Genomic DNA, 23,014 nt, shown 5'->3' with positions numbered 1-23,014 from the left:
AGGGTGACCGGCGTTTCCTGTGGTCTACAGGATCAGAAGTTCAGATCCACCGAAGCGGGGGCCGGGGCTTCCGGCCGGGTGGGTGGCACGGGCCGCAGGGCACGTGCGCCGAGGATCAGCACGTATGCGCCGATCATGGTGCCTGGAATGGCGCTCAGGTGGCTGTCGTACAGGCCAGTGAACAGGTAGACGGGAAGGGCGGCGGCCCCGGTCATGGCGAGGGGCGTCCAGCCGCGCCCGAGCAGGCCGACCAGTAGTGTCACGGATAGCAGCGCCGCACCGATCAGGCCCAGTTCAACGGCGACCATCAGGTAGTCGCTGTGGGCGTAATTGACGTACTGGCCGTCGGCATACTGTCTGAAAGGATGGTCGGTGACAGGTGCGCGTACGGTCTGAAACTCGGTGGCCCACTGTCCGGGAGCGATGCCCGTGATGGGCTGGGTCTCTATCAGGGCTGTGCCGAAGCGGTGAATGGCCTTTCGGACCTCGATGAACGTTTCGAATGACTGACTGATTCCGATCTGCTTGCTGTACGTGTCGAACTGCGCCTGTCCGGCGGGTGTGGTCAGGGTGATCACGACCCACGCGGCGGCGGCCAGGGCGGCGGCCGAGAGGGTCAATCCGGCCCAGGGTCGGTGCTTCCAGGCCCAGACGATCACGGGTACGCCGGCGGCCAGCATGGCGGCGGGAATGGAGCTGCCGTCCGTGAACAGGTTCGTGTACTGCGCGCCGGCGGCCAGGGCCAGGACGGGCAGGGTGTGCCAGCCGGGGCGGGTGTTCAGCAGGACGGTGCTCGTCAGGGCGGCGACGGTGATCAGGTAGCCGCTGTAGTGGCTCGGGTGGAAGTACGGTCCAGTGAGGATCTTCTCGGGTACGCCGTCCAGGTACGTGAAGCCGGGGATCAGGTGCCCCTGCCCTTGCAGGAGGGCCAGCGTGATGGCGGCGCCGCCGGTCAGCAGGAACGCCGTGAGGACCGTCTGTTGCCGTGCGTGCGTGCGGGCCAGGGCGTGGACGCTCAGGGCGGTGCCGATGGCGGCGGTCCAGATGCCGGCCCAGCGCAGGCCTTCGAGGCGGTCGGGGGCGCCGCTGGCGCTGAACCACACCCAGCCCAGGAACGCCAGGGCGCTCAGGGTCATCAGGGGGTTGGGGAGGTCCAGGCGGCCGCGCAGGCCGGTGGCGATCAGGGTCAGGGCGACGGTGACGCTGCCGAGGAGGATCAGGCCGCTGAAGCCCCAGCCGAAGGCGCTGCCCTGCGCCAGGGGACCCCAGGCGATGGTCAGGCACGCGGCGAGCAGGGCGAGCCATTCGGCGCTGCGGGCGACGCGGGCGCGCAGGGTGGAGGCGGTGGTGTCGGTGGGGGTCACGGGCGGCCCTCGAGTGCTTCAAGGCCGTCGCGGCATTCCCCGACGTTGCGGTTCAGGGTCAGGCAGCGGTCGTAGGCGCCCCTGGCCTGCGCGGTCTGTCCGGCCAGTTCGAGGTAGCGGGCGCGTTCCAGCCAGTACGCGGCGTTGTTCGGGTCGCGGTCGATGGCGCCCTGCAGGAGGGTCAGGCCGCGGGCGTAATCCTGCCGGAAGGCGTACATGCGGGCGTGCTCGTAGTGCGGTTTGGGCCAGCTGGGGCTGAGGCGTTTGGCGGCGGCGAACGCGGTTTCCGCTTCTGTCTTCAGGGCGTCGGTGTTCCGGAAGTACCAGAGGCTGCGCGCCCCTTCCGCGAGGCGCTGCTGCACGCGGGCGTCGCGGGGATTCAGGACGGCGGCCTGCCGGACGGCGTTCAGGGAGGCGTCGAATTCCAGGCGGTTCTGTTCGGCCTGCGCGCGGGTCAGGAGGTCGGTGGTCCGCAGGTCCGTGAGGGCCTGCCGGGCCGGGAGGATCAGGGCGGCGGCGGCGAGGAACGCGACGGGCCAGGGGAAGGGGATGCTGCGCTGGGTCAAGGGACGCTGGGTCGAGGGACGCTGGGTCGAGGGAGGCTGGGTCAAGGGAGGAGTCACCACCGTGCGGAAGAAGGGGAGGGGGGAGGTATGAAAACACCGCCCCGGTGGGGGCGGCGTGGGGGTTCAGCCGTTCGTGGGGGTCAGTTGCCGCCGCCGCGGGGCGTGACGGGAGCGTTGGCGATGACTTCGGCGCGGTTGGCGAGGGTGCTGGCGGCGACCGGGTCGGCCACGAGTCTGGCGACGGAGTCGACAGAGCCGGTGAACAGGCTGGGGTTGCTGGCCAGCAACTGCTGGACGGCGGCGAGGCTGACGGGTTTGGGCGTCTCGCCGGGGCGGGGGGCGGGGCGCGCGGCTTCCAGCACGGCCTTGAGGGCGACGGCGGCGGGCACGGGCGCGGTCTTGGCGCTCAGCAGGGAGGTGAGGGATTCGGGGGAGATGCCCAGCAGCGCGGCGTACGGGCCGGCGGAGGCGCTGCCGGGCTGCAGGCCGGCGAGGATCGCGGCGACCTGCGCGTCGGTCAGGACGAGCCCTTTGGCTTTCAGGATGGCTTTCAGGACGTCGGTGCCGGTCGCGGCGGGCGCGCGGGTCTGCGTGGCCTGCGCGAGCGCGGCGGGCAGGGCGGCGGGCAGGGCGACGGACAGCAGGGTGGCGGACAGGATGAATTTCTTCATGGGGAACCTCGGGCTGGGAAGAGCGGGGGCGGGTCGTGTGCGGGCACTCGGGCTGCAGGTCGGGCGGAACCTCGAGCGTCTGTGGTCACGTCAGGTCCGACCAGGTGAGCCATGACTGCCATGATTCTAACATTCTCACGCGGGTTGGGGCCGTGATCTTCCGGCTGGCGGACTTCATGAAGTGGGAGTCGACGCCGAAGGTATGAGAAGGGGACGGTCCATCCCCTATACTTTTCTTCATGGTGCTTAAGCCGCCCTCACACTCGCCGTCCGGAGAGTGGCTCGCAGAACCTGCGCTCCACCAGCGGAACCTGACCCGCACGCGGCGTGCGAACGCCTTCCTGCGCCGCCGCGTCCTGAACGCCGCGGCGCTGCTCGCCGGGAACGCCGCCGCGTGGACAGCCACGTGGGCGTTCATGCACGCGGTGACACCCGATCAGAACCTGCCGCAGGCCCGCTGGGCGACGCTGTTCATCCTGCACTGCGTCCTGATGTACGGCGGGAAACTCCTGCCCGGCTGGGGCCTCGGCATCGTCGGGGAGCTCCGTTACACCGTGCAGCTCACCGCGCTGCTGCTGTTCGGCAGCGCCCTGTCCGGCTTCCTCGTGCATCAGAGTGTCGCCCGTGAACTGCCGCACCTGCTGCTCCTGGCGCTCCTGGCGCCGCTGCTGCTGCTCACGCGCAGCCTGATCAAGACGTTGCTCCTCCGGGCCGGCGTGTGGGGCGTGCCGGTCGTCGTGTACGGCGGCGCCGCCACCGGCGGACGCGTCATCCGCGCCCTGCACGACGAACCCGGCCTCGGGTACCACCCGGTCGCCGTGTACGACGACGCCCCGCACCGCCAGGGAACCGACGTGGACGGCGTTCCCGTCGCCGGCCCGACCAGCAGCTGGACGTACGAGACACCCGTCGCGATTCTCGCCATGCCCGGCGCGCCCCGCGCCCGGCAGGTGGAACTGCTCGACGGGCCGCTCAGCGTGTACCGGAGCGTCATCGTCATTCCCGACCTGTTCGACGTGCAGTCCCTCTGGGCGCGCACCAACGACCTCGGCGGGATTCTCGGCGTGCGCCTCAACCAGAAACTCGCCGATCCTGTCGCCCGCCGCACGAAACGCCTCCTGGACCTGCTGGCCGTCACCGTCACCGCGCCGTTCTGGGGACCGCTGTGCCTGCTGATCGGCCTGCTCATCTGGCTCGAAGACCGCCGCAGTCCCCTGTTCCTGCAGCCCCGCATCGGGCTGGGCGGCGCGACCTTCAGCACCTGGAAGTTCCGCACGATGGTCCCGAACGCCGAGGCCGTCCTGCAGGAACGCCTCGCGAACGACCCGGCCCTGCGGGCGGAATGGGAGGAGCACTTCAAGCTGCGCCGCGATCCCCGCATCACCCGCATCGGCCGCATCCTGCGCAAGACCAGCCTCGACGAACTGCCGCAACTCGTGAACGTCCTCCGGGGCGAGATGGCCCTGATCGGCCCCCGCCCGCTGCCCGCGTACCACCACGACCTGCTCCCGGCGTTCGTGCAGCACCTGCGCCGCGAGATGCGGCCCGGCATGACCGGCCTGTGGCAGGTGTCCGGCCGCAGCGACGCCGGGAACGACGGCATGATCCAGCACGACCCGTACTACGTCCGCAACTGGTCCGTGTGGCTCGACGCGGTCATCCTCATGCGGACCTTCCGCGCCGTGATCCGCAGCGCCGGTGCCTACTGACCCTCCACAGACCAGCCTGCCCTCCCCACCCAGCCGCGCACGGGCGCCGTCCCGCCGGGCGCGGCCACTGACCACCCACTTCCAGACGCCCGGCGATCACCGCGGCGTGACTCCCGAGAGGCCCGACCCTTCATGACCCTGACCCCCGACACGCCCCGCCGCTCCTCCGACGACATCGACCTGCTGCAGGTCCTCGAAACCCTCCGCCGCGCCTGGATTCCCCTGGCCGTCACGCCCGTCGTCCTGGCCGGCGTCACGTACCTCGTCAGCAGCCGGCAGGCACCCACCTTCGAGGCGGGCACCAGCCTGATGTCCAGCATGCCGGACACGTCCAACGACACCCTCAAGGGCGCGTCCGTCACGGCCAGCCAGCTCCCGCAGGGCGCCGTGGACGAGGTCATCCACTCGCGCGCCAGTGTCGTGCGCATCACGGATATCGTCAGCAAGTCCGGCCTCCCGGCGGACATCAAGGCGAAGATCACCGCCGACCTGAACAACGAACTCGCCAACGACCGGTACGCGCGCGTGACCGTCAAGGCCCGCCTCGACCAGCAGCAGCGCGGCGTGTACGACCTCAAGGCCAGCGCCGAGAGTCCCGAAGCGGCCCGCGTGCTCGCCAACGCCGCCGCGACCGCCCTGCTCGCCTGGGACGTCGAACGCGCCCGCAGCGGCGTGTCCCGCGCCCGCGAGAACCTCCAGCGGCAACTCGACAACCTCAACGCCCGCCTGGGCGCGCTCACGCCCGGCAGTCTCGAAGCGCAGAGCCTCGTCGCCGCGCGCGGGCAGCTGCTGCTCAACCTCTCGCAGGCGACCGTCTTCGAGGAAGGCGCCAGCGGGAACCTGACCCTGCTCGCCGAGGCGAACGCGCCCCGCCGGCCCGTCGCGCCGAAACCCACCCGCAACGCCGCCCTGGTGTTCCTGCTCAGCCTGTTCGCCGGGGCGGGCGTGGTCCTGCTGCTCGACGCGCTGCGCCGCCGCGTCCGCACCTCCAGCGACCTGCTGCAACTCGGCGTGAACACCCTCGGCGAACTGCCCCGCCTCGCCCGCGCCAAACGCGGCGCGATGGTCGGCCTCGCCCGCACCGGCGACCTGTACGAACCCAGCGGGTTCATCCGCGTGAACCTCGCCGCGAGCCTCCCCGAACAGAACGCCATCATCGCCGTCACCAGCCCCCGCCCCGCCGAAGGCAAAAGCACCGTCGTCGCCACCACCGCCGCCTCCTACAGCTCCGCCGGGAAACGCGTCCTCGTCATCGACCTGGACCTGCACCGCCCGTCCCAGCAGGAGTACTGGTCCGTCGCCGGCCGCCCGTGGGTCGCGCTGCCCGGCAACACCGTCCCGCTGCGCTGCGACGTCACCATCGCCATCGAACATCCCAAGCAGGCCAGCGCCCTCGACGTCGGCGGCGGCATCCACGTCCTGCCCGCCGGCGAGACCGGCCGCAAGGCCGCCAGCCTGCTGTCCCGCCCGGACCTGCCGGACCTGCTGCGCCACTGGGCGCAGAACTACGACATCGTCATCATCGACACGCCCCCCGTCCTCGCGCTCGCCGACGCGTACGTCATCGGCCGTCAGCTCGACGGAATGATCCTCGTCGTCGAGAGCGGCGAGACCAGCGTCCCGGAAGTGCAGCGCGTGCTGACCACCTTCGCCAGCACCGGCGCGCCCCTGATGGGCGTCGTGATCAACAAGGTCAACCGCAGCAACCAGGGCTACTACTACAACTACAACTACCACCGCCTGACGCCGCCCGCCACGCCCAGCAACTGAACGCCCCTCTGAACCCAGCCCACCCTCACGCGCCCCAGGCCCACCTGCCCGGGGCGCTCGCCGTCGGGGCCGGTCAACAACAGCCGACCGGAACGCCGTTCCCTGCCATACTGCCCCGCGTGAGTTCCGTCCTCTTCGAATCCAACCGCCGTCGCCGTCACGCTCACACTCGCCGCTGCGTCCGGCGCGCCCTGCGCCGCCGCCTGCCGGTCATCGTCGCGGCCGGTGCCAGCACCGGCGTGACCTCTGCGCTGCTGGCCCTCCCGCCGCTCACCGGCGTCGTCGCCAGCGTGGGGGCCGCTACCGTCCTCGCCGGGCGCGTCACGTGGCGGGCGTACCTCCGCCACCGGGACGACCTGCCCGAAACGCGGCCCGTCCGCATGCCCTGACCGCGCGCGGGTCCGGCGGTTCAGCGCGCGCGGCCGGGCGTGATAGGCGGGCCTGACGGGTCGCTGCGCTCCGGTTGAAAGCCCCTGCAAACCTTTCAATCGGAGCCCGCATGCTACGCTACCCTCCCGATGCCCCGTCTCCATTCCGGTCTGCCCTGCGCCGCACTGGCGCTCGTTTCCCTCGCGTCCGCCAGGACGCCCGCCCCAGTCAATCCCGGACTGGCCACTCCCGTGCCGGCCACGCCGGTCCTCACGGCCGGGCAGTCCTGGACCATGAAAGCCGACGTGCCGGTCGCGGCCCTGCCGGGCGCCGTCACCTTCACCCTCGGCGCCTTCCGCGCGGTCGGGAAGGGCGGCGCCGCCTTCGAGCCGACCGTCACCACCGCCGGCCCCCAGCGGTTCCAGGACAACATGTTCTACGATCCGGAAGACAGCGATCCCGTCTTCATCGCCGCGACCCGCCTGATCTCCCAGCCGGCCGGGAAGGTCCCGCCCGCCAGCTACAGCTGCTTGGTCCGGACGCCGCACGCCCGCCTGAACGAAGCCCAGCGCGGCCTGCTCATCACGGGCGACCTGACGCAACCCGCGACTGTCAAAGCCGCGCAGCTGTACATCAACACGGGCGCGCTGACCGGCCAGCCCACCTGCACCCTCACCCGCACCCGCTGACACTCAGCGATGAAAGCGCCGCCCCGGGGGAGCCGGTACCAGACCGACCAGAACGGAAACCCGGGGCAGCGAGAGGGCCCGGCCGTCACTTCACGACGTTCAGCTCCAGGCCGCCGGGCGCGGCCGCCTCGACCGCAGTGACGTTCCCCAGGTCACCCAGGTCAAGCAGGAACTCCTGGCGGTGGGTCATGCGTTCAGAGTTGGTGATTCTGAACTCACGGGTTCCCCTGTCACTGGTGACCTTGACGGTGACGGTCCGGGTGGCCGCGTCGCTCACGCGGACGCGGGCCGCGCCGCCCGTCAGTCCGGCAACGGTCACGCGGGCGCTGCCGGTGCCACTGGCCCGCGCGACGCTGGTCCCTGCGCCGCGAGCGGCGGCCGTGACGAAACGCAGGTCGCTCTCGGCGGTGTCGTCGCCCTCAGTACCCGACACTTTCCGGGGAGTTCGTCTGGGACGGCATCAACAGGTGGATCAAGTCACACAGGCGAGTCGACTCCCGGCTGAGCGACCGGACCAGCTCCCGCAAGCCCATCTTCACCACGCTCCACGCCCGGCGACCATGTGCTTTTTTCGGGCAATCCAGCGTGACTCCGACGAGCACACACCACGTATAGGTCAGCGTCAACAAACACAGCAGGCGCTCCACGTGATCGTGGAGCGTCATGTGCGTTCCCTCCAGTTGGAAGCCCTTGCTCTTCAATGCCCGGAAGAGACATTCGATCAGGAACCTCCGGCGATATCGCGTCTGGATCGTCGTCACCGCTCCGGCGTTGCTGGCGATGATCAGCGACTCACCATCTCGGGTGTGCGTCAGGACCACGTTCATCGGTTGCCCGTACACCAGCGTGTCCTCGACCAGCAGACCGGCACGGCCGGTCTGCAAGCGACTCAGCCAGTCCTTCGCCGTCCAGTCGTCCATCAGCGTGTCGCTCCGCAGGCGCACGCAGATGGGAATCCCACGGCAGGCCAATCCCTGAATCCAGTCATAGCCGACGAATTCACGGTCGGCATACAGGACTCGGATCTCCGCTGCACAGAGCAGGCAGAGGGCATCGTCCATGAGAGTGTGCCGGATCTCCGTATGGCTGCCGCCCCCGTGGGGCAGCAGCTCGTAGAGGAGGGGGATCGCGACGCCCCGCCAGATGACAGCCAGGAGCAGGACGTTTACATCGGTCTGCCCGTATTTCCAATTTGTCCGGTCGAGGATGAATTCGCGTGGTTGAGCGGACGGAAGGAGCGTCAGAACCACCCGGGCAACGTCGGCTGGCTGGATGGGATGCCGGTCAAAGAAGCGTTCCACGCGGCGGATGACGGAGGCGTTGTGCGCGCTTCCGGGGAAGCGCGCGGCGAGTTCGGCATGCCGGACGTCCTTGCCCCCAAGTAGTGCGAGGACCATGAGAGAAAGCAACTCGACCTGGTTCTTGCGGAACTCCGGAAAGTGCGCGGTGAAGCAGCGGGTCAGCTTGGCGAGGACATCGGGAGACGCGTTCTGTTCTCGCGTGTCAGCCGAACTTTTTCAAGCCCCCGGGAAAGTGTCGGGTACTGAGGTCGTCGCCACCCAGCAGCGGAATCTGCCAGATCAACGTGGCAGGCGGACTCTGCGTGAACGCCTCGTCCAGCAGGTAGTCCTTGAGACTGGAAAACACGCCGGCGCCGCCGAAGGAGACGTTGTCGATCCGCCGCGACAGTTCCGTCTGCAGGAACCCGGCGAAATTCAGGGAAGGCAGGCTGCTGCTCGCGCCGACCAGAACAGTATCGGCGGCCCCGCCGAGCAGATCGCCCGCCTGAAGCTTGATCAGATCCGCGCTGCTGCCGCCGCCCTGCACGTTGAGGGTCTTGAAGATCACCGCCATGGGTCGGCGGTCACCAGGCGCGAAAGTGGTCTTCCCGCCGTTGTGACCTACCAACAGATAAATCCATTGGCTTCTCAGGCAACGCTTGCGTTGACGACCGCTACGTTGATGCCTGAAGGGACGGCCCGTCCCAGGATGTTTCGCGCTGCGTTCAGGTCGGCATTGTTCACATGACCGCAGGCGACACATCGAAACCGCGACTGACTCGCCCGGTTCTCCCGGCAGGTGTGCCCACAAGCGTTGCACCGCTGAGAGGTGTACCGGGGGTCTACGCGAACAACTTTCCGAGCGGCCCATTCTGCCTTCTGGGAAAGGAGAGAAAAGAACTGACCCCAACCGACATCGTGGATGCTGCGGGCCAGGTTGCCCCGCCCCATCCCCGACACGTTCAGGTCTTCGTGAGCGATCAAATCGTTCTCCCGAATCAACTTGGCAGCGGCCTTGTGGTGGAAATCGAGCCTCTGACGGCTGATCTTGCGGTGCAACTTGGCGACCCGCTGAACAGCTTTCCGCCTGCGGTTGCTGCGCTTGTTTCTCTTGCGGGCCACCGCACGCTGAGCAACCCGCAGCTTCTTCATTGCGGTCTGAAAGTGCCTGGGGTTCTCCACAAACTCGCCATCGGACGTGATGCAGAACCATGTGGTGCCCACGTCCACGCCCACCGAGCTTCCCGTTTCGGGAAGCGGCTGGGCTTCCACCTCGCACACGTAGCTGACGTACCACTCCCCGCAGTCCCGCGTGATGGTGGCCGTCTTGACCTTGCCTTCCAGCGGGCGATGCAGCCGGATTCGGATGTTGCCGATTTTCGAGAAGTACGCGGTCTTCTCGGAGACGCTGAACCCCGACTGCGGGTAGCAGATGGAGTCGTATCTGTCCTGCCCTTGGAAGCGCGGGTAGCCGGGGGTCTGCCCTGCCTTCACGCGCCGGAAGAAGGCTTTGAACGCCTTATCCAGCCGCTTGAGAACGTCCTGAAGCACCTGGGAGTAGACCCCCTTGTACTCCGGCAGCGCGGCCTTGATTTCCGTCAGGTACTTCATCTGGTCGTACCCGGTCACGGTCTTCCCAGCCTTGCGGTAGGCATCTCGGCGTTCCTGCAACGCGCAGTTGTACAGGTTGCGGCAGAGACGCAACTGTTCGTTCAGCGCAGCTTCCTGCGCTCTGGTTGGGCGAAGGCGATACCTGAACGCCTTGAGATGCGTGGTAGTCTGGATGTGCGTCACCTCCTTGATAAGGTGTTCGCCGTCCCCCGCGCCTGACTCCCCAGAAAGGCGGCGGGTTTTTGCTGTTCCAGCATAGCATGCGGCGGCGCTTTCGCTTCAGACAGAAGCATCAGCACGGCCTCCCTTGCGGGAGGCGTGGGCTATCCATCCCAGTGTTAAAACCCTGGGCTTTCCGCCCACACCCTTTTCTGTAAGCCACGCTTCCCAGCCACGCGTCCGCAGCGCTGGGACGCTGCGCCGTGTAAGCAGCTTCCACGAGCGGCGCGAGCGGATCAGCCAGCAGAACCTTCATGCTCAGGCCGATCATGACGCGTTGTGCCCCCAGAGCGAATTTCTCTGCTGTGTGCGTCCGCTCGCGGAACTGATCGGCCAGCAGGTGGAAGCGCAGGATCGGCCCGGCCACCAGATGCGGGAACAGCGTCACGAACGCCCCGAAATCGACGATGTTACGCGGCGGTCTGGCCGTACCACGGTGCAAGTCCACTAGTGGATGACCACAAGCATGACGATGGCTATTCATCGCAGCGGTAGTGACGTTTCAGCTTGTCCCGTGCAGCCGATATCGAGAACTGCCAATTCGCCCGCACCGACCGCGCATTGCGGTCGGTTTCCCACGCCAGCAACTCCGCTTCAACGGCATCCACACTGGCCAATCGCTGCCCCAGACACTGTCGCTGCAGGACTGACCACTCCAGTTCCGCCATGTTGAGCCACGACGCATGTTTGGGCGTGTGCACCCACTCGAAGCGTCGGCTCAGCCGACGCGCCTCCTCAGCCGGGAGATGCTGATACAGCGCGGCCGGACTGTGCGTCGACAGCTGATCCAGCACCAGCACGATCCTGTCCGCTGCCGCATACCGCACGTCCAGCGCCTGGAGCTGCGCCGCGAACTCGGCGTTCCCTCGCCGCTCCGTGACCGTCACGGTGCGCTGACCCATCAGCGGTTCGAAGGCCACGAAGAAATTCACCGTGCCACAGCGTTTGTATTCATGGTCGACCCGTGCCGGGTGTCCCGGCACGGGTGGCAGCGGATCCCGCACATGATCGAGCATCTGGTAGGACTTCTCGTCGAAGCAGATCACCGGCCGACAGGCATCGTAGGGCAGCGCGTAGGTGTCCAGTACGGCCTCCATCCGCCACACGAAGTCCGCGCCTACCTGAGCGACACACCAACTCTCGACCTGCCACGGTTTGAGGACGTTTTTTTCAGTGTGCGCCGGACAGTTTCATCACTGATGCTGTCTACGACCCCCAGCGTCACCAGGCGATCAGCCAGCAACTGCATCGTCCAGGTTTCGCGCCCGACGGGCGCGGAGCACACTTCGGCAATGAGGATGGCCGTCCCGTGAGCATCAAGTTTGGGCGGCTGTTTCGGTCGGGCTCTTTCGTACAGGGCGGCCTTCAGGCCGCCCTGTACGAACTTGCGCCGGATGGATGCTACGGTCACGGTGCTGACGCCCACCCGCTCGGCGACGTCCCGGTCCTTCAGTCCCTGGTCACTGAGCAGTAACAGGCGGGCGCGGGTCATGACCCGCGCACTGTGGACGCCTTTGCGGGTCATGTCCGTCAGTTCCTGCCGCTCGTGTGCCGATAACGCCACCATAAACTGTTTCTGTCTTCCCATCCCTCAGCTTAGATCAAACCAAGCCTGTGGTCATCCACTAGCGGTACCGGAACGGTCGATCGGGCTCAGGGGAGCTGGCGTTGCAGTTGCTGCTGCACGGCGTCCGATTCTTCAAGGAAGGTCAGTTGTTGCAGGGCCGGCAGACGCTCGATCAGCAGGGTCTGGACCTGACGGTCCACGCCGAACACCATGCCGATGGCGAACACCACGAGCACCGCGCCAAACACCTGTTGCAGCCCTCCCAGGCGACCCAGCAGCGCCGGGCGGTGCAGCAGCCGGCGGCCCCCCAGCATGACGGCCAGCATGGGCGCAGCCACGCCCAGCGCGTAGGCCAGGGTCGCGGCGAAAGCGAAGCCTGTCACCTGACCGCTCAGGGCCAGGGTGGTCACACTCGCCAGGATCGGACCGACGCAGGGCGTCCAGACGACCCCCAGGGTCACGCCGACCAGCACGCCCCCCAGGAACCCGTCACGGTCACCGGGACGGCGCTGCGGCAGCGAGCGGCTCATGGCCAGCTCGAAGCGGTGCTGCAGCGCCGGGACGGCCAGGGTCAGACCGAAGCCCAGAAGCAGGGCAATGGCCACCCAGCGGATCAGGTCGGGGCTGAGGTTCAGGGCGCTGACCACGCTCGCCAGGAACAGCGTGAGCAGCACGAACGACCCGATGAACCCGGCGATGATCCCCAGCGGCCGTCCGCGCCCGCCGACCGTGCCGGACAGCAGCACCGGCAGGACCGGCAGGACACAGGGCGACAGGACCGTCAGGACGCCCCCCAGGAAGGCCACGAGCAGCAGCAGCACGCCTTACTTCCGGGTGTTCGTGAGAATCTGGTCGAGCTTACCGCCGGCCCACTTCTTCAGGGCCTTGCCGTCCTTGTCGACCAGGACGAAGGTGTGCTGGTACGTGATGCCGTACTGCTTCTTCAGGGCGCCTTCCTTGTCGTAGTCGGTCTTGAAGATGGTCACGCCGGCCGGCACACGCGCGATGTTCCCCGCGATATCGGCGTCAGCGGCGCGGCAGTTCGGGCACCACGAGGCGGCGAAGAACAGCACGCGCTGCGTTCCTTTCGCGGCGTCGAAGGCGGCCTTGGTATACGGCTGGTACCGGGTCGCTTCCGGGGTCACCTTAGCGGCGGTGGCGGCGGCAGGAGCGGTCAGGGTGGCGAACAGGACGGCGCTGAGCAGGGCAACAGTACGGTTCATGTTGGACCTCCACTCAGGGTACGGACGGCAGGCTCCGGAGGTTCAATGGGCGCGACGCGGCTCTGTGAACGGCCCGGAGAATGGGGCAGGCCAGCCGGCCGGAGTCCGTCAGGGACGCGCCGGAAGGAGCTGACCCCGCTGCCCGAGATGCACGGTGGTGTGCAGGTCCGAGTCCAGGACGCGCAGGCCCCGGCGGCCCTCGGCGACGGCGAAGGCCCCGCCGGGCAGGGCCAGGACGTCCATCGGGTGCTCCATGGTCGTCTGCGTGACGGCCCCGCCCCCCAGCGGCACGCGCGTGACGGTCCCGGCGCGGTCGCTCAGGAGGGCTGTCCCGCCACTCACGCTGAACTTGTCCGGGTGGCCCGGCACCGCCCAGCGTTGCCGGATCTCGCCGGCCGTGCTGACCCGCAGCAGGCGGCCCGTCACGTCCAGGACCAGCAGGTCGCCCTCGTAGGGGGCCAGGGCGACCGGCATGCCACCCAGCGGCAGGCGGCGCTGCACGGCCAGGGTGTCCGGGTCGAGCGCGCACACCTCGCCGGACAGGTGGTGCGTGACGAACAGCTGCCCGCCGAACAGCAGGACACCGTCCATCACGTCCGCCAGGGGCTGCCCGGTCTCGTGGGCCAGCGTGACCTGCGGGCCGCCCAGCACGCCCACCTCGCCGCGCACGCCCTTGAAGTACACGCGCGCCCCACCGGGACCGCTGACGGCGCTCAGGCCGGCCACGCCGTCCGGCACGCGGTGCTGGCGCAGCACCTGCAGCGGCCAGGCCCGGACTTCCAGCACGCGGTCATTGGCGGCGTCCGCCAGGAAGATCCGGTCGCCCAGGCGCACGCCCTCGGTGAACCACGGCGTCTGGCGGCCGCCGACGGTCAGGCTGGCCCGCACGCGGTCGCCGCGCAGCACGGTCAGGGTGCCGCTGCGGTCGTTGCTGGCGACCAGCATTTCCGGGCCGGTGCTGACGACCACCGCCGGGTCCGGCAGGACGCCCGCCACGCCGCCCGACTGGTTCAGGAAGGCCGTGAAGGTCAGCGCGCCCGTCAGCATCGCGGCGGCACTCAGCGCGGCCGGCCACCAGCGGCGACGCGGGGCTGCCCCCGCCGGGCGGGCCGGGTCAGGACGGGCCGGGTCAGGATGGGTGGGGGCCGCGAGGGCCGCCGCGAGCACCGCGCCGCGCAGTGCGGGCGGGGGCGCGGCAGCGGGAACGTCCTCCAGCAGCGCCAGTTGCAGTTCGCGCAGCAGTTGCAGGTCCGCGCGGCAGGACGCGCAACCGCGCAGGTGCGCCTGTTCGTCGGCGGTGAGCGGGGCACCCTGCTCGACGTGCGCTTCGAGGCGCGCGGTCAGGGGAGTGCAGTCGGTCAGTCCAGCCATGCGCCGCCCTCCTGTCCCAGGTGAATTTTCAGGTGTTTCAGGGCGTAGCTCAGGCGGCTCTTGACGGTACCGACCGGCACGCCCATCGCCTGTGCGATCTCCTCGCGGGACTGCCCGCGCAGGTAGGCGCGTTCCACCGTCTCCCGGTGGGTGCCCGACAGGCCCGCCAGGGCGGCGCGCAGGCGGTCGCGGCGCGCGCCGTCCTCGCTGAGCTGCGCCGGGCCGGGCCGCCCGTCCGGCAGGAGCAGGTCTGCGCCGTCCTCGGTGTGCAGCGGCACGGTCGTCCGGGCGGCCCGCAGTCGGTCCAGCGCCCGCGAGCGGGCCATGACCAGCAGGTACGCGCGCAATCCGGCCCGCGCCGGATCGAAGGCCGCCGGCCGCTCCCAGAGCCGCAGGAACACGTCCTGCAGGACCTCCTGCGCGGTCGCGTGGTCCAGCAGCCGCGACAGCAGCCCGAACACCGCGCCCGCGTGCGCGTCGTACACCTCGGCCAGGGCCGCCTCGTCCCGCCGGACCAGCCGCGCCACCAGCGCCACGTCGGTGGGCGGCGTGCACGGCGCCTCCTCCTCCGCAGGGGAGGTGGAACGCAGGGAGAGGGGCGAGAGTCGGGCCATGACCGTGGTCATACCTACCATACGCGGCCCGCCTGGTGAAGGTTCAATGCGGGCCAGGAGGGGGGCGCCGGTCACCAGTTGTGCAGCGACTCCCGGAAGATCCGGCCCAGGTCGTCGCGGCTGGGCGAACGCGGCGCGACCGCCAGCAGCCGCTGCTGTTGCAGCGCCCCGTCGGTCAGGGCGGGAATGTCGGCCTCGCCGTAGCCCAGCGCCGCCACGCCGCTGGGTGCGCCCACGTCCCGCATCAGGTCCAGCAGCGCCTGCGGGAGCGCCTCGCGGTCGTCCGGGGCGTAGGTGCGGCCGGTCAGGAAACTGGCGGCCTGCACGTGCCGCTCCGGCGCGGCGTCAAAGGTGAAGCGGAACGCGGCGGCCGAGGTGACGATCACGGAGAACCCGTGCGGCACGAACCGCTTCTCGCCGGGGTAATCGGGGTCGCGGTAGGTGTGCCGCAACCCCGCGATGGGGTACGCGCAGGCGTGCGGGATGTGCACGCCGGCCGAGCCGAAGCCCACGCCGGCCATGGTGGCGCTCAGCATCATGAACCCGCGCGCCTCGGTGTCGCCCTGCACGGCGCGGCGCAGGAACTGCCCGCCGTAGCGCAGCGCCTGGGCCGACCAGAGGTCCGCCACCGGGTTGCTGCCCTGGTAGGGAGGCCGCTCGTCGGGCGTCGCGGGGCGCGGGCGGCTGGTGTACGGGCGGCTCAGGAAACTCTCGGCGGCGTGGCACACGACGTCCAGACCGGCGGCGGCGATCACGGCGGGCGGCGCGCTGCGGCTCAGTTCCGGGTCTACGAGCGCCTGCGACGGCCGCAGCAGGCGGTGGCTGATGCCGGTCTTGATGTGCCGTTCCGGCAGGTCCAGGATCGCCACGGTCGTCGCCTCGGACCCGCTGCCGGCCGTGGTCGGGACCGCCAGGAACGGCCGCAGCGGCGACGGCGGCCGCCGGCCCGCGCCGACCGGCGGGTTCACGTAGTCCATGATCTGACCGCCGTGCGTGCACAGCAGGTTGGCGACCTTGGCGGTGTCGATGGCGCTGCCGCCGCCAATGGCGGCGAAACTGTCCGCGCCGGCGGCCCGCGCGGCCTGCACGGCCCGCTCGACCGCCGCGATGGACGGTTCGGTTTCCACGTCGCTGAACAGCGTCACCTGCAACCCGGCGGCGTCCAGGGACGCCAGGGCCGGTCCCGCCACGCCCAGCGCCAGCACGGCCGGGTCCACGACCACGAACACGTGCCGCGCGCCCAGCCGTTGCAGCTCCCAGCCGGCGTCCAGCGCCGCGCCGGGACCGAACTTCACGGGGGTGGCCTCGATGGTGAACAGGCGTTCGTGCGCCTCAGGTACGTCACCGGGAGCGGCGGGCAGGGCAGGGTGCGTCATGGAACCTCCGGGAAAGGGCCGTGGGGGGGGCAGGCAGGGGCGGGCAACGGTTCTGGGTGTCCGTACCGTAGCGCACCGGGCGGGGCGGGCGCGAGCGTGGCGTGCCGGAACCCGCCGCGCAGTAGGATCAGCGTCCGTGGGGGCCGTCACGGCCCCGGACGAGTTCCTGCTTGTCCCCTTCACCCTATTTTCCGCCGGAGGTCTTCATGCGTTCGATTCCCCTTGGTAACAGCACCCTTCAGGTTCCCGTGGTCGCGGTGGGCTGCATGCGTCTGAACTCGCTGGACGCCGCCCAGGCGCAGCGCTTCGTCCAGGGCGCCCTGGACCTGGGCGCCAACTTCTTCGATCACGCCGACATTTACGGCGGCGGCGAGTGCGAGTCCGTCTTCGCGGACGCCGTGGGCATGAGCCCCAGCGTGCGCGAACGCCTGATCCTGCAGAGCAAGTGCGGCATCCGGCCCGGCATGTTCGACTTCAGCCGCGAGCACATCCTGGCGTCCGTGGACGCCATCCTGGGCCGCCTGCGCACCGACTACCTGGACGTGCTGCTGCTGCACCGCCCGGACGCGCTGGTGGAACCCGACGAGGTCGCCGCCGCCTTCGACCAGCTGGAGCGCGAGGGCAAGGTCCGGCACTTCGGGGTGTCCAACCAGAACCCCCGGCAGATCGAACTGCTGAAAAAGAGTGTCCGGCAGCCGCTCGTCGCCAATCAGTTGCAGCTGAGCATCACGAACGCCACCATGATCACCGCCGGGTTCAACGTGAACATGGAAAACGACGCCGCCGTCAACCGCGACGGGGGCGTCCTCGACTACTGCCGCCTGCACGACATCACCGTGCAGCCCTGGTCGCCGTTCCAGTTCGGGTTCTTCGAGGGCGTGTTCCTGAACCACCCCAAATTCCCGGAACTGAACGCCACGCTCGACCGGATCGCCGCGCAGCACGGCGTGAACTCCACGACGATCGCCATGGCGTGGCTGCTGCGCCACCCGGCCCACATGCAGCCCGTGACCGGCACCACCAACTTGGAACGCCTGGGCGACTGCGTGCGAGCCGCCGACGTGCACCTGAGCCGCGAGGACTGGTACGCCATCCTGCTGGCCGCCGGGAACACCCTGCCCTGAACGGCCACGCGGGAGCAGCGATACGGAACCCGGTTCTCTCCCTCTCTGCGGGGCAGCCCTCCGAGTCGCATCCGCTCGGACCGGGCGGGCTTGGCAGCCCATTCAACCGGAGTCCGGATGACGAAGATGGTCCTGCGCACCCCTGACGGCCGGTCCCTGCCGCGCCCGGCGTCCACGCTGCGCGTGCAGGCGCCGGACGCCTTCGCGCCGGACCCGCCGGGCGGCCTGTGCGCGCACCCGGCGCTGCTGCGCGGCGTGCTGGACACCCTGGCGGCGCGGCTGGACGCCATGATGGACCGCGCCGAGCAGGACGAGACGCTCAGCGTGGAGGCGCAGAGCGACCTGATCCGGGCCGTGGGGCTGGGACAGGCGCTCGTGACGGGCCTGGAAGGGTACGCCGCCGCGCCGGACCGGACGCTGCTGGAACGCCTGAGCGACCTGGCGCAGACGCTGGCGCTGCTGCAACCGGACGAGGCGCGCCTGAGCGGCCGGGTCGCCGCCATCGCCGGCGCGGCCGGGCACGCGTGGCTGGAGGGCGTGCCGCTGCTGCCGGACGAGGACGCCCCCATGATCACCCTGACGCTGGACGCCGCGCAGGCCGCCGGCATCCGGGTCGGCGAGCGGGGCGAGGCGCGCCTGACCTGGGCGGGCGTGCGCCGCCCCGCCCCGCTGCGCGACCCGCTGACGCCGCTGCGCGCGGCCCTGACGCCGCCCGCCACCCTGGACGCCGGGCGGCACGGCACGGGTCAGGCGCTGCAACGGCTGGCGCTGGGCGAGCGGGAAGGGGAACGCAACGCGGCGCTGCTGCTGCTGTTCGTGTGCGGCCGCGACCGGCTCGAGGACCTGCCGCTGATCCTCGCGCTCGACCGGGCGCTGGTGCTGCTGCGCGCCCTGCAGGCGCAGGAACCCACGCCGGCGACCGCGCATCTGCTGGAACTGCACGCGGCGCTGCACGCGGAACTGGGCCGCCCGGACCTGCCGCTCGCGCAGCGGGAACGCCGGCAGGCGAGCGGCGACCTGGGCGGTCAGGTCCTCGCGGCGCGGCGGACACTGCGCGCCCTGCGCTTCGGGCGTCTGCGGCCGGTCACGCCGGAAGCGCAGGAGCACCTGAACGTCCTGTGGGACGCCCTGAACGACCTGGACGAGGACCTGTCGCGCGGCGTGACGCCCGACCGGGACCCGGACCTGCGCGCCCGGCTGCTGCTGCTGAGCCTCCAGGGCCTGACGAGCACCGCGCGCGCGCCGGGCCTGCGCCTCCCGCCGATGGTGCAGCTGGCCGCGCAGGTGTCGGGCGTGGACCCGCTGTGGGCCTGGGAACGCACGCAGCCGGAGCGGTTCACGTCCGGACCGCTGCACGGGCACCTGGGCCGCGCCGCCCTGCCGCTGGAATTGCTGGCGCTGCGCGGCACGCCCTTCTGGGACACCTGGGGGACCGAGGTGCGCCGCCTGACCGCGCTGGCCGGCGGGAACCTGCTGGCCAGCGTGCGCCGCGCGGGCCTGCGCCTGCCGGATCAGGCGTTCCTGGAGGGGTACCTGGGCGGGTTCGGGCCGCTGCGCGCCCTGCCGATGGACCCGGCTGCCCTGAACGCCTTCCACGCGGCGCTGCTGCGCCTGCTGCCGGACGCCCACGCGCAGGCGCAGGCGCTGGCCGCCCCCGCGGAAGCACCGGTGCTCCCGCAAGAGGCGGCCAACCTCCCGCCCGCCGGTCCGACCCGCGCAGACCCCACGCCCCGTCCGGTGCCCGCCACCCCGGACGCCCCCGAGTGGCCCGCGCACGTCCTGGGAGTGCGCGAACACCTGCGCGGACGGCGGATGGTGCTGCTGGGCGGCGTTCCCAGCGCCCCGCACCACGCGGCCCTGCTCGCCGCCTTCGAGCTGAGCGAACTGGACTGGATCGGCAGCGCCGAGTACGCGCACGGCACGCACGCGCAGGCGCACGTGACGCCGGACACCGCCGTCGTGATCCTGGCGATCCGCTGGATGGCGCACGCGCACAACACCCTGCGGGACGTGGCCCGCGCGCGCGGCGTGCCGTACGTCATGCACCCCGGCGGCCTGTCGCCCAGCAGCGTCGCGTGGCAGATCGGGCGGCAGGTCAGCCAGCAGCTCGGCCAGCAGGCCGGTCAGGACGCCGGCCCGGCACTACCGGACAACACAGGCGATTGACCGGCCCGCCCGGCCTGCTACGGTGGGCGGCATGCGCGCCCTGGTGTACGAAGAGTTCGGAGTGCTTCCCACCCTCCAGACGGTTCCCGACCCGGAACCCACGCCCGACGGGGTGGTCGTCGAGGTCGGCGCGAGCGGCGTGTGCCGCAGCGACTGGCACGGCTGGATGGGCCACGACCCGGACATCCGCCTGCCGCACGTACCGGGCCACGAACTGGCCGGCACGGTCGTCGCGGTGGGGCGGGACGTCACGGCCTTCCGGGTGGGGGAGAGGGTCACCGTGCCGTTCGTGGCCGGCTGTGGCCGCTGCGGGCCCTGCCGCGCCGGGGACCAGCAGGTGTGTCACGCGCAGTTCCAGCCGGGCTTCACGCACTGGGGATCGTTCGCGCCGCTGGTGGCGCTGGGGTACGCCGACCAGAACCTCGTGCGCCTGCCGGACCGCCTGGATTTCGTCACGGCCGCCAGCCTCGGGTGCCGGTACTCCACGGCCTTCCGCGCCGTGTCGCAGCAGGGCCGCGTGCGCGGTGGGGAGTGGGTGGCCGTGCACGGCTGCGGCGGCGTGGGCCTGTCGGCCGTGCAGATCGCGGCCAGCCTGGGCGCGCGCGTGATCGCCATCGACATCGACGATTCGAAACTCGCCCTGGCCGCCCGTCTCGGCGCCGAACACACCCTGAACGCCACGCGCACCCCGGACGTATCGGCCGCCGTGGCGGACCTGACCGGCGGCGGCGCGCACCTTTCCCTGGACGCCCTGGGGCACCCGCAGACGCTGACCAACTCGGTGCTGTGCCTGCGGACGCGCGGCCGGCACGTGCAGGTGGGGCTGCTGCTGGCCGATCAGTCCCGGCCCGCCGTGCCGATGGACCGCGTGATCGCGCGGGAACTGGAACTGCTCGGCAGCCACGGCATGGCCGCCCACACCTACCCGCAGATGCTGGGCCTGATCGAGCGGGGACAGCTGAACCCGGCGGCGCTGATCGGGGCGCGCATCGACCTCGCCGGGGCCGCGCAGGCACTGGCGGGCATGGACACCTTCACGGGTGTCGGCGTGACCGTCATCGACCGTTTCTGACGGAGAACGCTACGCGGCCCGTCCGCCCGGATCGAACGGCGGGACGGCCCGTTCCACCGGAATCCGCGTCACACCTGGGCGCGCAGTTCGCCCAGCAGGAGCAGCAGGTCGGCCGTGTAGGCGTCCAGCGTGCCGTCCACCTTCGCCTTCGAAGCGGCGCGGGTCGCCTCGAGCGGGTCGGGGCGGCCCACGATCAGGCCCATGCGCAGCAGGGCGTACTCGCTGACGCTCAGGCGTTCGCGCAGCAGGAACTGCAGGGTCTTCAGGGCCGAATCCACCTGCGCCTCCAGCGGTTGCGGTCCGTCCACCGCCTCGGCCAGGGTGGGCATGTACGAGGTCCGCGCCGCGCTCCTGGCGTCACCCGCGTCGGCGCTCGCGGGAACGGGGCGCGGGTCCGGGCTGTCCGGGTACTTGCCGTCCTGATCGCGGATGACGTCCACCAACAGTGCCGAGCGGCTGCGCACGCGGTACCCAGCGCCAATCAGACGCTGGAACTTCTCCAGACGGGACTGCACGTGCGCCTCCCCGAACTCCTCGATCAGGCGCTGCGCGACGGCCAGGGAAACCCGGTGGCGCCGCAGTTCCTCGGTGAGGGCCGGGATGACGGCCGGCGGATCCGGCCGGGCCCCGTCCGTCTCCGCGAACCGGTACGTGAGTTTCTGGGTGCGGCCCCGTCCCTCGTAGTCGACGCCGCTCAGGTAACGCCGCTCCATCAGTTCCTCGTGGGCGCCCTGCAGGGTCGCGCGGATCTTGTTGCTGCGCTGATCGACGATCTTGCAGGCCTCGGCCCAGTCCATCAGGTTCACCGTGAAGCTCGGCAGGGGCACCGTGGGGTCCTCCGGCGGGTACCGGCGGGCGTCGAGCAGGCGGTACAGGGCGCGGGTCAGGGGCCGGTCGAGGCTGGTCAGGAATTCCAGGTCGAGGGGCTTGGTGTACTGCGAGCGGATGGACCGCACGATGGGTTCGGCCAGCCGGATCTTGAGGGTGCTGCTGCGGCTCAGGCCCAGGTCCTCGTCGCCGCTGGTGAATTCCAGACCTTCGAGGTAGTTGAAGGTGACGGTCGTCCAGTTCCCGCGCCGGTGGTCCCGCCACGCCTCCGAGGCGGTGTAGGTGGCGGTCCGGAGCCGGAACAGCGTCTGGCGCAGGTTCTGGTAGTAGCGGCCCGAGTCGTCCAGCCCGGCCCGCTTGAGGATCTGGTACGCGCTGGTGTTCAGCAGGCCGTCGGCGGGACTGCCGGTCTCGACGTACAGGTCGATCAGGGCAGTGGCAATGTCGCCGTCCAGGCCGTGTGGTACGCCGCCGTACTTGGGCATGGCGTCGCAGGTGAGCCGGGCGGGGCGACCGTCCACCCTGAAATCCACTGTCCAGGAGGAGAACGAGTCCGGCACCCGCTCCTGAATGCTGATCAGGCCCAGACGGCTGACGTTAGCCTCCTCGATCCGGCTGACGTCTGGCAGGGGAGTGGGGGCTGGTTTCTCCGGGCGCTTTCTTCGCGTCAACCCTCGGTCCTCCTGTGGGTAATACCCTTCATCATACGCCCACGACGGTCAGGGGCGCTATACCGGACAACTCAGGCGATTTGGAAAACTCACTACCGGACAACTCAGGCGATTGCTCAGCCCCGGAAAGCGATCGGCAGCGTCCCGCACGAGAAATACTGCCCTCTGCAGAACGGAGCAGCAGACTACCGGACAACTCAGGCGATTTGGGCTCCAGAGTACCGGACAACTCAGGCGATTCGGGCTCCAGAGTACCGGACAACTCAGGCGATTTGCCTCTGTCGACTACCGGACAACTCAGGCGATTCGGTCAAAAAGTACCGGACAACTCAGGCGATTCGGTGTGGTCAGATACCGGACAACTCAGGCGATTTGGGCTCCAGAGTACCGGACAACTCAGGCGATTCGGCCGAAAACTACCGGACAACTCAGGCGATTCTGACCCGGAAATACCGGACAACTCAGGCGAAAAAACCGAAAAACGTCGTGTTTATCGCGATCGACCGGCCGCCCTTGATGATGATCATCAAATATCTTTTAAAATCTTTTCTCAAAGAAAAAGATCATCATCAGCGATCGCACCCCCTGACTGATCCCACCAGGTGATGCCTCCCGCCCGCCGACCTAGCTGGATAGGTCCGAAACAGGCAGATCGGACCCACATTGAGGAACCATCAGGAAGTGGATGGTCATTCTCGGCTCTCCAGGGGGCCTACAGCTGCCTACGCAATTAGGTCCCGACTCGCACTCCATG

At 69.7% G+C, this 23,014-nt stretch carries 22 protein-coding genes; 7 read left to right on the top strand and 15 right to left on the bottom strand.

The annotated features are described in order from the left end of the window. Positions 1-32: 32 nt before the first annotated feature. From CBQ26_RS01765 to CBQ26_RS21695, 3 genes are all read right to left on the bottom strand, one after another. The gene (locus tag CBQ26_RS01765; RefSeq protein WP_088246894.1) at positions 33-1,364 is read right to left on the bottom strand and encodes an O-antigen ligase family protein; all 1,332 of its coding nucleotides are present in this window, start codon (positions 1,362-1,364) and stop codon (positions 33-35) included. Then, positions 1,361-1,975 (bottom strand): tetratricopeptide repeat protein, encoded by a 615-nt coding sequence (locus CBQ26_RS01760; protein ID WP_244897970.1) that lies wholly within the window; start codon positions 1,973-1,975, stop codon positions 1,361-1,363. Before CBQ26_RS01760 ends, CBQ26_RS01765 begins: the two co-directional genes overlap by 4 nt. 95 nt (positions 1,976-2,070) lie before the next feature. Continuing rightward, entirely contained in the window at positions 2,071-2,601 is a 531-nt protein-coding gene (locus tag CBQ26_RS21695; RefSeq protein ID WP_088246893.1) for a hypothetical protein, read from the bottom strand. Between the two features lie 239 nt (positions 2,602-2,840). Between CBQ26_RS21695 and CBQ26_RS01750 the strand changes: the two genes are divergently transcribed. The 4 genes from CBQ26_RS01750 (at position 2,841) to CBQ26_RS01735 (ending at position 7,138) form a co-directional block, all read left to right on the top strand. Then, positions 2,841-4,310, top strand: coding sequence for an exopolysaccharide biosynthesis polyprenyl glycosylphosphotransferase (locus CBQ26_RS01750; RefSeq protein ID WP_088246892.1), 1,470 nt, complete (start codon positions 2,841-2,843; stop codon positions 4,308-4,310). A gap of 132 nt (positions 4,311-4,442) precedes the next feature. Continuing rightward, positions 4,443-6,080: a tyrosine-protein kinase domain-containing protein gene (locus CBQ26_RS01745; RefSeq protein ID WP_088246891.1), complete on the top strand. Its 1,638-nt coding sequence runs from the start codon at positions 4,443-4,445 to the stop codon at positions 6,078-6,080. A 119-nt stretch (positions 6,081-6,199) separates the two neighbouring features. Further along, the gene (locus CBQ26_RS01740) at positions 6,200-6,469 is read left to right on the top strand and encodes a hypothetical protein (protein ID WP_088246890.1); all 270 of its coding nucleotides are present in this window, start codon (positions 6,200-6,202) and stop codon (positions 6,467-6,469) included. Between the two features lie 129 nt (positions 6,470-6,598). Further along, the gene (locus CBQ26_RS01735) at positions 6,599-7,138 is read left to right on the top strand and encodes a hypothetical protein (RefSeq protein ID WP_143341911.1); all 540 of its coding nucleotides are present in this window, start codon (positions 6,599-6,601) and stop codon (positions 7,136-7,138) included. An 85-nt stretch (positions 7,139-7,223) separates the two neighbouring features. Here the strand turns inward: CBQ26_RS01735 and CBQ26_RS01730 are convergent, their stop codons facing one another. The 11 genes from CBQ26_RS01730 to CBQ26_RS01680 form a co-directional block, all read right to left on the bottom strand. Further along, positions 7,224-7,571, bottom strand: coding sequence for a hypothetical protein (locus CBQ26_RS01730; RefSeq protein ID WP_088246888.1), 348 nt, complete (start codon positions 7,569-7,571; stop codon positions 7,224-7,226). Continuing rightward, entirely contained in the window at positions 7,558-8,535 is a 978-nt protein-coding gene (locus CBQ26_RS01725) for a transposase (protein WP_088246887.1), read from the bottom strand. Before CBQ26_RS01725 ends, CBQ26_RS01730 begins: the two co-directional genes overlap by 14 nt. Before the next feature lie 106 nt (positions 8,536-8,641). After that, the gene (locus CBQ26_RS01720; protein ID WP_172417871.1) at positions 8,642-8,992 is read right to left on the bottom strand and encodes an alginate O-acetyltransferase AlgX-related protein; all 351 of its coding nucleotides are present in this window, start codon (positions 8,990-8,992) and stop codon (positions 8,642-8,644) included. A gap of 74 nt (positions 8,993-9,066) precedes the next feature. Next, a complete protein-coding gene (locus CBQ26_RS01715) occupies positions 9,067-10,212 on the bottom strand; it encodes an RNA-guided endonuclease InsQ/TnpB family protein (protein ID WP_244897969.1) in 1,146 nt (381 codons plus the stop codon). A gap of 109 nt (positions 10,213-10,321) precedes the next feature. Next, positions 10,322-10,690: an MBOAT family O-acyltransferase gene (locus tag CBQ26_RS01710; RefSeq protein WP_143341910.1), complete on the bottom strand. Its 369-nt coding sequence runs from the start codon at positions 10,688-10,690 to the stop codon at positions 10,322-10,324. A gap of 34 nt (positions 10,691-10,724) precedes the next feature. Beyond that, positions 10,725-11,836 (bottom strand): IS630 family transposase gene (locus tag CBQ26_RS01705; RefSeq protein WP_088246884.1). Its coding sequence is split into 2 segments (ribosomal slippage): positions 10,725-11,410 and positions 11,410-11,836, totalling 1,113 coding nucleotides; the frame shifts between segments, so codons are not numbered across the junction. A 65-nt stretch (positions 11,837-11,901) separates the two neighbouring features. Next, complete coding sequence (locus CBQ26_RS01700) at positions 11,902-12,636, bottom strand: cytochrome c biogenesis CcdA family protein (protein ID WP_088246883.1); 735 nt, start codon at positions 12,634-12,636, stop codon at positions 11,902-11,904. Positions 12,637-12,639: 3 nt separating this feature from the next. Beyond that, positions 12,640-13,038, bottom strand: a complete 399-nt coding sequence (locus tag CBQ26_RS01695; RefSeq protein WP_088246882.1) for a thioredoxin family protein — start codon at positions 13,036-13,038, stop codon at positions 12,640-12,642. Positions 13,039-13,146: 108 nt separating this feature from the next. Next, positions 13,147-14,409, bottom strand: coding sequence for a YncE family protein (locus tag CBQ26_RS01690; protein WP_088246881.1), 1,263 nt, complete (start codon positions 14,407-14,409; stop codon positions 13,147-13,149). Then, positions 14,397-15,023, bottom strand: coding sequence for an RNA polymerase sigma factor (locus tag CBQ26_RS01685; protein ID WP_216360332.1), 627 nt, complete (start codon positions 15,021-15,023; stop codon positions 14,397-14,399). Before CBQ26_RS01685 ends, CBQ26_RS01690 begins: the two co-directional genes overlap by 13 nt. 71 nt (positions 15,024-15,094) lie before the next feature. Continuing rightward, positions 15,095-16,399, bottom strand: a complete 1,305-nt coding sequence (locus CBQ26_RS01680) for a hydroxyacid-oxoacid transhydrogenase (protein ID WP_088246879.1) — start codon at positions 16,397-16,399, stop codon at positions 15,095-15,097. Positions 16,400-16,605: 206 nt separating this feature from the next. Here CBQ26_RS01680 and CBQ26_RS01675 point away from each other — a divergent pair, with 206 nt between their 5' ends. The 3 genes from CBQ26_RS01675 to CBQ26_RS01665 all read left to right on the top strand — a co-directional run bounded on the left by CBQ26_RS01675 (position 16,606) and on the right by CBQ26_RS01665 (position 20,761). After that, positions 16,606-17,523 carry an aldo/keto reductase gene (locus tag CBQ26_RS01675; protein ID WP_088246878.1) on the top strand — a complete coding sequence of 306 codons (918 nt, stop codon included), beginning with the start codon at positions 16,606-16,608 and terminating at the stop codon, positions 17,521-17,523. 117 nt (positions 17,524-17,640) lie between these two features. Beyond that, positions 17,641-19,689, top strand: a complete 2,049-nt coding sequence (locus tag CBQ26_RS01670) for a hypothetical protein (RefSeq protein ID WP_244897968.1) — start codon at positions 17,641-17,643, stop codon at positions 19,687-19,689. Between the two features lie 31 nt (positions 19,690-19,720). Continuing rightward, a complete protein-coding gene (locus CBQ26_RS01665; protein WP_088246877.1) occupies positions 19,721-20,761 on the top strand; it encodes a zinc-dependent alcohol dehydrogenase family protein in 1,041 nt (346 codons plus the stop codon). A gap of 68 nt (positions 20,762-20,829) precedes the next feature. Here the strand turns inward: CBQ26_RS01665 and CBQ26_RS01660 are convergent, their stop codons facing one another. Beyond that, complete coding sequence (locus tag CBQ26_RS01660) at positions 20,830-22,260, bottom strand: replication initiator protein A (protein WP_172417869.1); 1,431 nt, start codon at positions 22,258-22,260, stop codon at positions 20,830-20,832. Between the last annotated feature and the right edge of the window lie 754 nt (positions 22,261-23,014).

The organism is Deinococcus indicus, from assembly GCF_002198095.1.
In the GTDB taxonomy this organism is placed as follows: Bacteria; Deinococcota; Deinococci; order Deinococcales; family Deinococcaceae; genus Deinococcus; species Deinococcus caeni.
The sequence above is the reverse complement of the archived record's forward strand: the minus strand, read 5'-3'. Positions and strand labels throughout refer to the sequence as shown.

Coding starts and splice junctions, on each gene's coding strand:
- CBQ26_RS01720 (WP_172417871.1), bottom strand. CDS start 8,992: ATGGCGGTGATCTTCAAGACCCTCAACGTGCAGGGCGGCGGCAGCAGC.
- CBQ26_RS01675 (WP_088246878.1), top strand. CDS start 16,606: ATGCGTTCGATTCCCCTTGGTAACAGCACCCTTCAGGTTCCCGTGGTC.
- CBQ26_RS01745 (WP_088246891.1), top strand. CDS start 4,443: ATGACCCTGACCCCCGACACGCCCCGCCGCTCCTCCGACGACATCGAC.
- CBQ26_RS01685 (WP_216360332.1), bottom strand. CDS start 15,023: ATGGCCCGACTCTCGCCCCTCTCCCTGCGTTCCACCTCCCCTGCGGAG.
- CBQ26_RS01725 (WP_088246887.1), bottom strand. CDS start 8,535: ATGGTCCTCGCACTACTTGGGGGCAAGGACGTCCGGCATGCCGAACTC.
- CBQ26_RS01750 (WP_088246892.1), top strand. CDS start 2,841: ATGGTGCTTAAGCCGCCCTCACACTCGCCGTCCGGAGAGTGGCTCGCA.
- CBQ26_RS21695 (WP_088246893.1), bottom strand. CDS start 2,601: ATGAAGAAATTCATCCTGTCCGCCACCCTGCTGTCCGTCGCCCTGCCC.
- CBQ26_RS01680 (WP_088246879.1), bottom strand. CDS start 16,399: ATGACGCACCCTGCCCTGCCCGCCGCTCCCGGTGACGTACCTGAGGCG.
- CBQ26_RS01695 (WP_088246882.1), bottom strand. CDS start 13,038: ATGAACCGTACTGTTGCCCTGCTCAGCGCCGTCCTGTTCGCCACCCTG.
- CBQ26_RS01690 (WP_088246881.1), bottom strand. CDS start 14,409: ATGGCTGGACTGACCGACTGCACTCCCCTGACCGCGCGCCTCGAAGCG.
- CBQ26_RS01735 (WP_143341911.1), top strand. CDS start 6,599: ATGCCCCGTCTCCATTCCGGTCTGCCCTGCGCCGCACTGGCGCTCGTT.
- CBQ26_RS01670 (WP_244897968.1), top strand. CDS start 17,641: ATGACGAAGATGGTCCTGCGCACCCCTGACGGCCGGTCCCTGCCGCGC.
- CBQ26_RS01665 (WP_088246877.1), top strand. CDS start 19,721: ATGCGCGCCCTGGTGTACGAAGAGTTCGGAGTGCTTCCCACCCTCCAG.